At 66.1% G+C, this 13,337-nt stretch carries 12 protein-coding genes; 2 read left to right on the forward strand and 10 right to left on the reverse strand.

What is annotated here, in order from left to right; translation table 11 throughout:
- The first annotated feature begins 289 nt into the window (after positions 1–289).
- Positions 290–739, forward strand: coding sequence for a MerR family transcriptional regulator (locus Q2K57_RS06025; RefSeq protein WP_112053953.1), 450 nt, complete (start codon positions 290–292; stop codon positions 737–739).
- Positions 736–3,573, forward strand: coding sequence for a heavy metal translocating P-type ATPase (locus Q2K57_RS06030; protein WP_369700300.1), 2,838 nt, complete (start codon positions 736–738; stop codon positions 3,571–3,573). Before Q2K57_RS06025 ends, Q2K57_RS06030 begins: the two co-directional genes overlap by 4 nt.
- Positions 3,574–3,743: 170 nt before the next feature.
- Here the strand turns inward: Q2K57_RS06030 and Q2K57_RS06035 are convergent, their stop codons facing one another.
- From Q2K57_RS06035 to rpsP, 10 genes are all read right to left on the reverse strand, one after another.
- Positions 3,744–4,304, reverse strand: a complete 561-nt coding sequence (locus tag Q2K57_RS06035; protein ID WP_258395979.1) for a YitT family protein — start codon at positions 4,302–4,304, stop codon at positions 3,744–3,746.
- 240 nt (positions 4,305–4,544) lie between these two features.
- Positions 4,545–6,353: a single-stranded-DNA-specific exonuclease RecJ gene (recJ, locus tag Q2K57_RS06040; protein WP_112053955.1), complete on the reverse strand. Its 1,809-nt coding sequence runs from the start codon at positions 6,351–6,353 to the stop codon at positions 4,545–4,547.
- Positions 6,354–6,450: 97 nt separating this feature from the next.
- Positions 6,451–7,839, reverse strand: coding sequence for a threonine synthase (thrC, locus tag Q2K57_RS06045; RefSeq protein WP_112053956.1), 1,389 nt, complete (start codon positions 7,837–7,839; stop codon positions 6,451–6,453).
- Positions 7,840–7,953: 114 nt separating this feature from the next.
- Positions 7,954–9,270, reverse strand: coding sequence for a homoserine dehydrogenase (locus tag Q2K57_RS06050; protein WP_112053957.1), 1,317 nt, complete (start codon positions 9,268–9,270; stop codon positions 7,954–7,956).
- Between the two features lie 98 nt (positions 9,271–9,368).
- Positions 9,369–10,100 (reverse strand): DsbC family protein, encoded by a 732-nt coding sequence (locus tag Q2K57_RS06055; RefSeq protein WP_112053958.1) that lies wholly within the window; start codon positions 10,098–10,100, stop codon positions 9,369–9,371.
- A 2-nt stretch (positions 10,101–10,102) separates the two neighbouring features.
- Positions 10,103–10,999: a site-specific tyrosine recombinase XerD gene (gene xerD / locus Q2K57_RS06060; protein WP_112053959.1), complete on the reverse strand. Its 897-nt coding sequence runs from the start codon at positions 10,997–10,999 to the stop codon at positions 10,103–10,105.
- 92 nt (positions 11,000–11,091) lie between these two features.
- A complete protein-coding gene (gene rplS, locus Q2K57_RS06065; protein WP_112053960.1) occupies positions 11,092–11,448 on the reverse strand; it encodes a 50S ribosomal protein L19 in 357 nt (118 codons plus the stop codon).
- A gap of 133 nt (positions 11,449–11,581) precedes the next feature.
- Positions 11,582–12,358, reverse strand: coding sequence for a tRNA (guanosine(37)-N1)-methyltransferase TrmD (trmD, locus tag Q2K57_RS06070; protein ID WP_112053961.1), 777 nt, complete (start codon positions 12,356–12,358; stop codon positions 11,582–11,584).
- A 72-nt stretch (positions 12,359–12,430) separates the two neighbouring features.
- Positions 12,431–12,973, reverse strand: a complete 543-nt coding sequence (gene rimM, locus Q2K57_RS06075) for a ribosome maturation factor RimM (protein WP_369700301.1) — start codon at positions 12,971–12,973, stop codon at positions 12,431–12,433.
- Positions 12,974–13,012: 39 nt separating this feature from the next.
- Positions 13,013–13,261 (reverse strand): 30S ribosomal protein S16, encoded by a 249-nt coding sequence (gene rpsP / locus Q2K57_RS06080; RefSeq protein WP_092528883.1) that lies wholly within the window; start codon positions 13,259–13,261, stop codon positions 13,013–13,015.
- Positions 13,262–13,337 lie beyond the last annotated feature (76 nt).

The following is a 13,337-nucleotide window of genomic DNA, read 5'->3' on the forward strand; positions in this document are numbered from 1 at the left end:
GACGTCCTTTTCAGGAAAGGCTGGCGTGGCTGGTGTTCCTCACCCGCATTAGGCGAGTGGATGCCTTACTTGTGGCGTAAAGTGTCGCCGGGATCAAGGACAAACGATCGTTTTAATACCATATTTACTAATACTTTAGCATCAATAAACGCATTCTCTTTGAACTTTCATAGGCTTATGTAATTTGCCCCATCGCCCTGGCGAGGGTCCCGCGCTTCGCTTGACCTTTGTGTAACCCAAAGGTTTTACACTGATGACATTAACCGCTCGTCAGTGCCAGGAGAGGTACATGAAAGTCAGCGATCTGGCCAAGGCCGCCGGCGTGACCGCCGAAACGGTACGGCACTACACCCGTGAGAGCCTGCTGGCCCCGACCCGGGACCCCAGCAACGGCTACCACTGCTTCGATGCACAGGATCTTGAGCGGCTGGCCTTTATCCAGCGCGCCCGCACTCTCGGGTTCAGCATCAAGGAAGTCCGCGACATCCTGGCCCATGCCGACCACGGCGACTCGCCCTGCCCGCTGGTGCGCGACCTGCTGGCCCACCGCTTGCCGGAAATTCGCGGGCGCATCCGTGAACTCGAGGCCCTGGCCACGCGCATGGAGCAGGCACTGGATGCCTGGGCCGACATGCCCGATGGCACCCCCGACGGCCATAGCCTGTGCCGGCTGATCGAAAGCCTGCCCGCCCCATCCACCGACAAGGCGGGCTCCGCCACCGCCAAGGAGGAGGCATGACCCAGCACAACGAGCCGACAACAACGGCACATATGCTTGAGCGCCAGGTCTCCGGCATGAACTGCCAGGGCTGCGTCTCGACCATGCGCAAGGCCATCCAAGCCGAAGACCCGGACGCCGACGTCACCGGCACACCTGCCGATAAGCGCCTTGAGATCACGACACGCCTCGAGGGCGAACGAGTGGATGCGCTGCTCGAGGAAGCCGGCTACCCCGCCGATGAGGCGCCGAAAGCCAACGCTTATGAGCGCCAGATCACCGGCATGAACTGCCAGGGCTGCGTCTCGACCATGCGCAAGGCCATCCAGGCCGAAGACCCGGACGCCGAAATCACCGGCACACCTGCCGAGAAGCGCCTCGAGATCACGACACGGCTCGACGGCAGACGGGTGGATGCGCTGCTCGAGGAAGCCGGCTACCCCGCCAATGAGCATCCCGACACAGCCAGTCCGGCGGACGACGCCAACGCGGAAACGCCGCAGTCAGATACCACGCCAGAGACGGAAGCGTCGGCGTCAAGTGACCACCCCACGTCCGACCAAACCAGCAGCGTACGGCTGTCGCTCTCCGGCATGACCTGCGCCAGCTGCGTGAAGAGCGTGCAGCAGGCGCTTGACCGTACTCCAGGCGTCACCGCCGCCGAGGTCAACTTCGCCAGCCACACCGCCCAGGTGCGCGGCAGCGCCAGCGCCCAGTCCCTCGTCGAGGCCGTAGAGAGCGCGGGCTATGGCGCCTCGCCCATCGAGGATCTGCGCCAGGCCGAGGCGCGGCGCGCCGAGAACGATCAGCAGGCGTACCGCCAGCGCCGACGCGGCAGCCTGCTGGCGCTGGCGCTGGCGGTGCCACTGATGATCGCCATGTTCTTCCATCACCCGGTTCTCAGCGGTGCGGAGCGAGGCGTATGGGCGCTGATCGGGCTGGCGACGCTGGGCGTGCTGGCAGGCCCCGGGCGGCATTTCTTCGTCAGCGCCGCCAAGGCGCTGCGCCACCACGAGGCCAACATGGACACCCTGGTGGCCATGGGCACCGGCACCGCCTGGCTGTACTCGATGACGGTGGTTGCCTTCGCGCCCTGGCTGCCCGAGGCGGCCCACAACCTCTACTTCGAGGCCTCGATCATGATTGTCGGGCTGATCCTTGCCGGCAACGCCCTGGAGCTGAGGGCCCGGGGCCAAACCAGCGAGGCCCTGGGCCGGCTGCTCGATCTGCAGTCCAGCACCGCCCGGGTGATCCGCGATGGCGAAGAACAAGATATCGATATCGATGCCGTGCGCATGGGCGATCGCATCCGCGTGCGCCCCGGCGAGCGCCTGCCGGTGGATGGCGAGGTCGAGGATGGCGAGAGCCACGTCGATGAATCCATGCTCACCGGCGAGCCGCAGGAAGTCGCCAAGGCAGTGGGCGACGAGGTCAGCGCCGGCACCGTCAACGGTCGGGGCAGCCTGATCTATCGCGCCACTCGGGTCGGCGCCGACACCCGCCTTGGCCGCATCACCGATCAGGTGGCCCGCGCTCAAGGCTCGCGCCCGCCGATCGGCGCTCTGGCCGACCGGGTCGCCGGCGTCTTCGTGCCCACGGTGATGATCATCGCCGTCGCCACGGCGCTGGCCTGGTTCAATCTGGGTCCCGAGCCCCGGGTGCTGCATATGCTGATCACCGCCACCGCGGTGCTGATCATCGCCTGCCCCTGCGCACTGGGACTCGCCACGCCGCTCTCGACCATGATCGGGGTCGGCAAGGCCGCCGAGCACGGCGTACTGATCAGAAACGGCGAGGCGCTGCAGCTGGCGAGTCGCCTGACCACCGTGGTGGTGGACAAGACCGGCACCCTCACCGAGGGCAAACCGCGGGTCACCGAAGCCAAGTTCCTCGATGCGCATGGCGACGAGGCCAAGGCGCTTGGCTTTGTCGCGGGTCTCGAGCAGGGCTCCGAGCATCCGCTGGCCGCCGCCCTGCTGGCGCACGCCGAGCAGGCCGGCGCCAGCCCGAGCTCGGTCAAGGACTTCACCAGCGTGACCGGCGGAGGCCTCAAGGCCACCACCGAGCAGGGCCAGGCGCTGCTACTGGGTAATGCCCGCCTGCTCGAGGAGGAAGGAATCGACCTGGCGCCGGGCCAGGCGACCGTCGAGCGGCTCGAAGGACAGGCCCGCACCGTGGTGCAGCTGGCCGTCGATGGCCGACTCATCGCGGTATTCGGCATCAGCGACCCGCTGCGCGAGGATAGCCGTGCGGCCGTTCAGCGCCTGCAGGCCGATGGGCTCAAGGTGGTGATGCTGACCGGCGATAACGCCCACACCGCCGCCGCCATAGGCCGCGAGGTGGGCATCGATGAGGTGCGCGCCGGGCTACTGCCCGAGGACAAGCATCGGGAGATCGAACGTCGGCAGGCCGCCGGCGAGGTGGTCGGGATGGTCGGTGATGGCATCAACGACGCGCCGGCGCTGGCCCAGGCGAACGTCGGCTTCGCGATCGGCCAGGGCACCGACGTGGCGATCGAGAGCGCCGGCATCACCCTGATGAGAAGCTCGCTGCACGGCGTGGCCGATGCCATCGAGATCAGCCGCGCGACCCTTGCCAACATCAAGCAGAACCTGTGGGGGGCCTTTGGCTACAACAGCCTGTGCATCCCGATCGCCGCGGGTGTGCTCTACCCCGCGACCGGCTGGCTGCTGTCGCCGATGATTGCCGCAGCGGCGATGTCGCTGTCCTCGGTCACGGTGGTCACCAACGCCAACCGCTTGCGCCGCTTCCGGCCATCCTTCGAGGCGACGCCTGCCGCATCAGCACCTTCAAGCCCCTCACCCGACACCAACACGCAGGAGGCCCGCTCATGACGCTTCTCGTAAACCTCGGCGGCATCGGCCTGATCGGCGCCATCGTCTGGTGGTTCTGGCTCGGTTCCTAAGCGGGCCCGATGCCGCCCGGCTTCTTATCGAGCCCGGGGCCGCTCGGCTTCTGAGCGAGCCCGAAGACGCTCGGGCGGCGCGGCTTCCTCCGGTCAGGCTCAGCTCACCCCGATATAGCGGCCGGGCTTGTGGTTGAGGGCGATGATCAGGTTCATGGTCACTGCGCCCAACACCGACAGCGCGATGCTGTCAGGGTCGAGCACCAGGAAGGACAGTCCCAGGATCAGCATGTCGACACCGAGCTGCACATAGCCCGCTCGCCAGCCGTAGCGCTCCTGCAGGTAGAGCGCGAGGATATTGATACCGCCAAGGCTGGTGCGATGACGAATCAGCACCAGCAGGCCGATGCCCAGGAGGCTGCCGCCGATCACCGCCGCATAGACGGGGTTCAGCGACGCGATATCGACCCAGCCAGGCGTCAGGGTGGCGAAGATCGACAGCAGCGCCGTGGCGATGAAGGTGCGCAGGGTGAAAGACCAGCCCATGCGCTTGATCGCCAGGTAGTAGAACGGGATGTTGATAACGAAAAACATGCCGCCGAAACCAAGCCCGGTGACGTACTGGGCGAGCAGCGCCAGACCGGCGGTGCTGCCGGCGAGCAGCATTGCCTGGGAATAGAAGGTAACCCCTAGCGCCACCAGCAGGGTGCCGAGCAGCATCGCCAGCACGTCCTCGTGGGGCCGGTGAGGGTCCTGTGGCACGTCCTCGGGCTCGACGTCCTCGAGCTCCGGGCGTTCGCTCTGAACGCTCTCACTCGCCCCCGGGCCCTTCTCCTCCCGATCGTCCTCTTGCGGCGAGGCCGTGATGGTCTCGTCATCCTTCAGGCGCTGGGATTCCCTACGCTTATCGCTCATCGGCGGCCTCCTCGGCCAGGTCATCCAAAAGGAACAGAGATCAGCTCAGGCCGGACTCAACGGCTCGGCGTGCTCGATCATCAGTTGCAGCGACTCGCGGCCCTTCCAGCGGTTGCGGTTTAGCTTGAAGGCGCAGCGCAGCCGGTCGCCGAGCCCGAAGGCCGGCACCTCGCCGGGGGTCAGGGCGCGAAACCAGATTGCCCGCACCGTGGAATGGCCATGGCCGAGCTCCAGCATCAGGTGGCTGCCGTCGGCGCCTACCGGACGCAGGGCCTCGACGAGAAAGTCGCCCTCGAACAGCGGCGCCTCGAACTCGCGACCAAAGGGCGCGAGGGCCGCCAGCTCATCGAGCGTCGCAAGCGACAGCTGCTCAGGAGACAGGGCGCCGTCGGTGAAGACGCAGGGGTATAGCTCACGTCCACCAAGCTGCTCGCCCGCCGCCTGCCAGATCGCTCGCCGGAAGTCGTCGAGGCGCTCACGGGGCAGGCCGATGCCGGCGGCGCCGCGGTGGCCGCCGAAGCGCGGTAGCGCATCCGGCGCCAAATCGTGGGCGCGCTGCAGAGCATCGCGCAGGTGCAGGCCTTCGATGGAGCGCCCGGAGCCGGTCAGCATACCGGCGGTCGCCGCCGGGGTCAGCACCAGCGCCGGGCGGCCGAAGGCCTGGACCAGCCTTGATGCGACGATGCCCTGCACCCCGGCGTGACCGGTTTCCAGGAACACCACCAGCGCCGGCACGTCATCGGCAAGCTGGGCGGCGGCCAGAGCTTTGGCCTCTTCGGCCATCTCGGCCTCGATGGCCTTGCGGGACTGGTTGTCCTGGTCCAGCACCTCGAGGTGGCGCGCCGCCGTGCCGTCGTCGGCGGCCAGCATGAAGTGCAGCGCCGCATAGGGGTCGTCGAGGCGCGAGCGGGCGTTGATGCGCGGGCCCATCTGGAAGGCAAGGGTCTCGGCGTCGAAGGGCACGCTGTCCGGGCCCAGCCGCGCGGCCATGGTGCGCCAGCAGGCGGCCTCCATACGATTGATCAGGGTCAGGCCGTGATTGACCACGGCGCGGTTGGCGGCGCTGCCGCCCAGCGACACGCAGTCGGCGACGGTGCCCAGCGCCACGTAGGAGAGCCAGGGCGAGAGCTTGGGGGTCGAGGGCGATAGCGCGCCCCAGTCGATCAGCACCTGGCGGGCCAACGACATGGTCAGCCAGGCGACCATGCAGCCGGCGATGGTCGGGTCCGGATAATCGCAGTCATCCCGGGTCGGGTTGACGGTGGCATAGGCCGAGGCCGGCGGCCCTTCCTTGGGCAGCGCATGGTGGTCGGTGACCACTACCTCGAGCCCGGCCTCCTTGAGCCTGGCGATGCGCGGCTCATCAGAGCTGCCGCAGTCGGCGGTGATTACAAGCCTTGGCCCCGGCGAGAGGCGCAGGGTGCGTTCGACCAGCGGCAGACTGATGCCGTAGCCGTCGTTGATGCGGTGACCGATCAGGCTGTGCAGATGCGACTCCGGCACTCCGAACAGCTCGTTGAGGGTGCGCCGGATCACCACGTGCGAGGTGATGCCGTCGACGTCATAGTCGGTGAGGATGCCGATATGCTCGCCCTCGACCACCGCCTGGGCGATGCGCTCGGCGGCGCGGCGGGCATCCTTGAGCCGCTCGGGATGCGCCAGATGGCGAAGGCTCGGCGTCACCAAGGGCGCAATGTCGCCCTGATAGCCGGAAAGCCGCCCGGCAAGCACCCGCGCCTGCAGCTCGGTCAGCCCCTCGGCCTGAGCGCGGGCATAGAGCGCCTCGTCACGCTGGCGCGGCTCGATGTGGGGGCGAAGCGAGGCGGGAGATGTCGGAAGCGGGGCGGTATCCACGGCGGCTCCTCAGAGGGCACGGGAAGGTGATGACGAAAAACGCCCGGCGGACCGGGCGTCGTGACGGCTCAGTAGTGGTGAACTCAGCCGGGCGGGCTCAGCGACGCTGGTCGGCGACGAAGCGCTGCACGGCCGCAAGCTCGGCGGGCAACACCGTGTAGTGCTCTTCGCGCTCGAGCAGATCGTCCATGTGCGGCGGCAGCGGCACGCCCGGGAAGCCCGCCTTGACCACCGCCTCGGCGAACTTCGCCGGGTGGGCGGTGGCGAGCGTCACCATTGGTGTGGCGGCGTCGGCCCGCGCCCGCTCGGCGGCCCGATAGCCGGTAGCGGTATGCGGGTCGAGGATCTCGTGAGTGCGATGGTGCGCCTCGCGGATCACCTCGAGGATGGTGGCATCATCGACGCTGTAGCTCGCGAACTTCTCGCGCAGCTTGGCCAGCGGCGCCTCGGCAAGCGCCGTAGGTTGCTGCTGGAAGCGCTCGAGCAGGGCGGCCACGGCATGACCGTCACGGTCGTAGGCATCGAACAGCAGACGCTCGAAGTTCGACGACACCACGATATCCATCGACGGCGCCAGGGTCGCGGCCAGCTCCTGCTTGGAGAAGTCGTTGGCGGCCAGTGTGCGGTGCAGGATGTCGTTGGCGTTGGTGGCGATGATGAACTGCTTGACCGGCAGGCCCATCTGATAGGCCATGTAACCGGCGAAGACGTTGCCGAAGTTGGCCGACGGCACGCAGAAGCTGACCTCCCGATGCGGGGCGCCGACCGCTACCGCAGAGGCTACGTAGTAGACGATCTGGGCCATGATGCGCGCCCAGTTGATCGAGTTGACCGCCACCAGCCGGGTACCGTTCAGGAAGTCCTGATTGGCGAAGCTCGCCTTGACCATCGCCTGGGCGTCGTCGAAGTTGCCTTCGATGGCGACGTTGAAGACGTTGTCGGCCAGCACCGTGGTCATCTGGCGACGCTGCACCTCGGAGACGCGGTTGTGCGGGTGGAGGATGAAGATATCCAGGTTGTCGCAGTGACGACAGCCCTCGATGGCCGCCGAGCCGGTGTCGCCGGAGGTGGCGCCCATGATCACCGCGCGCTCGCCGCGCTTCTTCAGGAAGTGATCGAGCAGCCGGCCCAGGAGCTGCAGGGCAACGTCCTTGAAGGCGAGCGTCGGGCCGTGGAATAGCTCGAGCAGGAAGTGGTTGGCGTCGAGCTGATTCAGCGGCACCACGGCGTCGTGACTGAAGGTCGCGTAGGCGTCCTTGACCAAGCCGCGGAAGGTGTCGTCGTCGATCTCGCCGTTGACGAACGGCTTCATCACCCGAAAGGCGATCTCGGCGTAGGAACAGCCGGCCATGTCGGCGAGTTCTTCCTTGGACAGCTGAGGAACGGTCTCCGGCACATAGAGACCGCCGTCGCTTGCCATGCCGGTCAGCACGACCTCCTCGAAGGACAGCGCGGGCGCCTGCCCGCGGGTACTGATATAACGCATCGTTCGATCCTGTGTGCGCGCCCCAACCACTCTGGTCGAGAGGCGAGGCACGTGGTCCAGCGCACGATCGGGCCCGTCGCTTGTGGTGACGGTCAGGCCCGCCGATTGTCGTTGTTAGGCGTTCTCGTCGAGGGTCTCGACGCGGATGCGGGTCACCGAACCGGCGATATCGGCCAGCGACTCGAGCTGACGGATCACCTCGTTCATGTGCTTCTCGCGGGTGCGATGCGTCAGCAGGATGATCGGCACCAGCTCGCCTTCGATGGCTTCCTTCTGGATGATCGCCTCGATGGAGATGCCCTGCTCGGAGAGAATCGTCGCCACACGTGCCAGCACGCCGGGGCGGTCGACCGCCAGCAGGCGCAGGTAGTAGGCGGTGGTGATCTCTTCCATGGGCAGGATCGGCAGGTCGTTGTCGCTCTCGCCGATGCCGCTGAAGGCTAGGTAGGGCACACGGTAGCGGTGCTCGGTGCTGATGTCGCGGGCCACATCGAGCAGGTCGGCGACCACCGCCGAAGCGGTCGGTTCAGCACCGGCGCCAGCGCCGTAGTAGATGGTAGGCCCCACGGCATCGCCCATCACCTCGATGGCGTTCTTGACCCCGTTCACGTTGGCCAGCAAACACTCCTTGGGCACCAGCGCCGGATGTACGCGCAGCTCGAAGCCGGACTCGGTGCGTTTGGATATGCCCAGGTGCTTGATCACGTAGCCGAGGTTGTCGGCCTGCTCGACGTCGTCGAAGGTGATCCGCGAGATGCCTTCGGTGTAGGCCTTGTCGAACTGCAGCGGCACGCCGTAGGCAATGGAGGCCAGGATGGTCAGCTTGTGCGCGGCGTCGATGCCTTCGACATCGAAGGTCGGGTCGGCTTCGGCATAACCGAGCGCCTGGGCCTCGGCCAGCACGTCTTCGAAGGCGCGGCCCTCGTCACGCATGTGGGTGAGGATGTAGTTGCCGGTGCCGTTGATGATGCCGGCCAGCCACTCGATGCGGTTGGCGCCGAGGCCCTCGCGCAGCGACTTGATCACCGGGATGCCGCCGGCCACCGCCGCCTCGAAGGCGACGATGACGCCCTTCTCGTGGGCGGCCTGGAAGATCTCGTTGCCGTGCACCGCGATCAGTGCCTTGTTGGCGGTAACCACATGCTTGCCGTTTTCGATGGCAGTCAGCACCAGCTCGCGGGCCACTTCGTAGCCGCCGATCAGTTCGACCAGTACGTCGACGTCGGGATTACGGGCCACCTCGAATACATCGTTGGTGGTCTTGACGCCGGTGGTATCGCAGTCAGGATTTTCGCGACGCATCGCCACCTGCTCAATCACGATCGGGCGACCGGCCCGACGCGCGATCTCATCAGCGTTGCGCATCAGCACATTGAAAGTACCGCCACCCACGGTGCCCAGACCACAGATTCCCACTCTGACCGATTTCAACGTTTTGCTCCCTTTGCAGATACTCGATTGTTCGCCTTGTCGACGCCGCGTCAGGACGACCGCGAATGCAGCCGCCAGATCGCTCAGACGTTCAGTTCTCAGCCATTCAGGTCCAGCATTTCCGCCAGCCGCTCGGCCGGCACGTAGCCCGGCACCAGGCGCCCGTCAGGCAGCACGATGGCCGGAGTGCCCTGCACGCCGAGCTCCATGCCCAGATGATACTGTGACTCGACCAGATTGTCGCAGTCGGGGGCGATATCCAACGATTCGCCACGCTTGGCTGCGCTCATTGCTTCGGCCGGGTTCGGTGCACACCACACCTGGCTCAGTAACCGGGCGCCCTCTGAGCCGGCGCCGGCGCGCGGAAATGCCAGGTAATGCACGGCGATGCCCAGGTCGTTGAGCGCCGGCACTTCTTCATGCAGGCGCTGGCAGTAGGGGCAGGTGGTATCGGTGAAGACGTGGATCGTCGCCTTTGGCGCTTCGTCACTACGGAAGATCACCTGCTCGCTCTCGGGCACGGCGGCGATGCGCGCGGCGCGCTGGGCGTTGCGCGATTGCTCGCTCAGGTTCACCAGGCCATCGGCGCCATTCTTGTAGATATCACCGACGATGAAATGATCGCCGGCGGCATCGCTGTAGAAGGTTTCACCGTTGGCCAGATGCACCTCCCAGAGGCCCGCGACGGGGGTCTCCAGCACCTGTTCGACAGGCATCGATTCACCGTTGACGGTGAGGCTATCGGTCAGGGCCTGGGGCGGCGCTGCCATGACCTGGGCGGTGAAAAGGCCGGCCAACAGGCCAGTCGCGGTAAGCAGCAGTCGATTCATGGTCAACCTCGAGGATGATGGTCAGCATGCAGCGTTTCCAGGCGCGCCTGGGCCACATGGGTATAGATCTGGGTCGTCGACAGGTCGCTATGACCCAGCAACAGCTGTACGACACGCAAGTTGGCTCCATGATTCAATAAATGCGTGGCGAAAGCATGCCGCAGGGTATGCGGCGACAGCGGCTTGCCGATGCTGGCGGTGCGCGCATGCGCCTTGATGCGATGCCAGAAGGTCTGACGCGTCATGAAGCCATCGCTGCGCCCGGGGAACAAGGGGGGCCTGGTGATATCGCGCATCAGCGCCCCTCGCCCGGCACGCAGATAGCGCTCCAGCCAGGCGATGGCCTCTTCGCCGAGCGGCACCAGCCGCTCCTTGTCGCCCTTGCCCAGCACGCGCACCACGCCCTGACGCAGGTTGACCGCGTCGGTGGTCAGGCCCACCAGCTCCGATACCCGCAGGCCACCGGCATAGAGCACCTCGAGCATGGCGCGATCACGAAGCCCGAGGGCGGTGTCGGTATCCGGCGCCTCGAGCAGCCGCTCGACCTCGTCCTCGTCGAGGGTGCGAGGCAGGCTCGGCCGGACCGGCGGTAGGCGCACCTCGGTGAGCGGGTCGGTATCGATCAGGCCCTCGACCAGCGCCCAGCGGTAGAAACGGCGCAGGCTCGACAGCAGCCGGGCGTTGGAGCGCAGCTGATAGCCGGCGGCACGGCGCGCGTCTAGCCAGTCAGGCAGTGCCTGGGGGGCGGGGTCGAGCAGCGACTCGCTGCGCTCGGCCAGTCGCTCAGCCCAGGCGGCCAGGTCATGGCGATAGGCGGCCAGGGTATTGTCGCTGGCGCCCTGCTCGAGCCACAGGGCATCGAGAAAGCGCTCCCGCAGGGTCTCGGTGTGATCGCTCATGCAGCGCCCTCATGATATTTCCCCGCCCAGACACGACGAAACCCCGCCCCGCGCGAGCGGTGACGGGGTTTCGACATGAAGCATCTCCCGGCTTAGGAGAGCTTTTCCTTGATGCGTGCGGACTTGCCGCTGCGCTCGCGGAGGTAGTACAGCTTGGCCTGGCGCACGTCACCGCGACGCTTGACCTCGATGGAGTCGACCAGCGGGCTGTAGGTCTGGAAGGTACGCTCGACGCCAACGCCGTGGGACACTTTGCGCACGGTGAAGGCGGAGTTCAGGCCGCGGTTGCGCTTGCCGATGACGACGCCTTCGAAGGCCTGCAGACGCTCGCGGGTACCTTCCTTGACCTTGACCTGAACGACAACGGTGTCGCCCGGGGCAAAGGCCGGGATTTCCTTGCCCATCTGCTCGGATTCGATCGCCTGGATCACGGAATTCTTGCTGCTCATTGCTAGCTCCTCGATAACTTGTATCGCCTTCGGCCTAAGCCGTCGGCGGTGATCCCGGCGCGAATCCTTGAGGATGGCGCGGGAATCGCTCTGTGTATGACGCAGGGGCACGGCGCGCATGCCTCAAGCCTTTTCAGGAAGGCTCCTGCACCTCCGCCTTGCTGGCGTATTCCTCGATGAATTCATCGAGCAGTGCCTGCTGGTCAGTCGCCAAGGTCCTGCCTTCGAGCAGGTCTGGGCGCCTGAGCCAGGTGCGGCCCAATGACTGCTTCAGCCGCCAGCGGCGAATCGCCGCGTGGTTGCCGCTGAGCAGTACATCCGGCACCCGTCGCCCGTCGATCTCGTCGGGGCGCGTATAGTGCGGGCAATCCAGCAGGCCGTCGTTGAAGGAATCTTCCTCCGCCGACGCCTGATGGCCCAGCACACCAGGCACCAGTCGGGCCAGGGCATCGACCATCACCATGGCGGGCAGCTCACCACCACTCAGCACGTAGTCGCCGATCGAGACTTCCTCGTCGATATCGGCTTCCACCACGCGCTCGTCGATGCCTTCATAGCGTCCAGCCACCACCACCAGGGGGCCGCTGTCGGCCAGCGCCTGCACGCCCGCCTGATCCAGAGGTCGCCCCTGTGGCGACAGGTAGATCACCCGGGCCGGCTGGCCGGCACTGCTCTCGGCCGTTGCCCGCGCCTCATGGATGGCATGGCGCAGGGTATCGACCTTCATCAACATGCCTGGTCCGCCCCCGTAGGGACGATCATCCACCGTGCGATGGTTATCGGTTGCATAGTCCCGGGGATTCCAGAACTCGAGCTCCAGCAACCCCTGTCTGACCGCCCGTCCCGTCACCCCATACTGGGTGATGGCATCAAACATCTCCGGGAACAGCGATACGACCCCAATCCACACAGCGTTTCTTCCAGGCCTAGCTCCTCTGGGCTGCCCACGGGCAGCGATCGAGGAGGGCGTCACCAGGACGTCTTAAAATTCGGGATCCCAGTCCACCGTCATGCCACCGGCGGCCAGGTCCACCTCAAGCACCACTTCGTCGGGCAAAAACGGCAGCAGCCGCTCCTTGCCGTCGGCGTCCTTGACGACCATCACGTCGTTGGCGCCGGTCTCGAACAGGTAGGCCACATGTCCCAGGCTTTCGCCGTCGTTTGTGGTGACCTGGAGACCCTCCAGTTGATGCCAGTAATACTCGCCCGCCTCGAGCGGCGGCAGCGACTGTTTAGGCAGCAGAATCTCTGCGCCCGCCAGTTGCTCTGCCTGCTCGCGTGACGTCACCCCATCCAGCTGGGCCACCAGGCCCTTGCCGTGCTGACGCCCCTGCGCCAGTTTCCGGTCGACCAGCTTGCCGTCGAGCCGCAACTGCCACTCGGGGTAGTCGAGGATGCCGTCCATCGGGCTGGTGTATGAATACACCTTCAGCCAGCCTTTCACACCGTAGGTGCTGGTCAGCTTGCCCAGCACCACGTGCTGGTCACTGCCGGCGCCTGTCGTTGCGTCTTGGGTCATGGCCATTACCACCTAGATACCGTATCTAGCGACCGCAATTCAGGCTCAGGCCTGCTTGCGGGCTTCCTTGACCAGCTCAGCGACGCGCGCAGAGACCTGGGCACCCTGTTCTTGCCACTGGGCGATACGGTCAAGATCGATGCGCAGGCGCTCTTCCTGGCCGCGGGCGACCGGGTTGAAGAAGCCGACGCGCTCGATGAAGCGGCCGTCACGAGACTTGCGAGAATCGCTTACGGTCAGGTGGTAGAAGGGACGCTTCTTGGCGCCACCACGTGCCAGACGAATGGTAACCATTGCGTTATCTGTCCTTCGGTTGGAGTTGCTGAAAATTGGTCTTCGGCCGCGCGCTGTCGCGCGGTCCTGCCACGAA

The sequence above is a fragment of the Halomonas sp. I5-271120 genome (genome assembly GCF_030553075.1).
Lineage (GTDB): Bacteria > Pseudomonadota > Gammaproteobacteria > Pseudomonadales > Halomonadaceae > Onishia > Onishia taeanensis_A.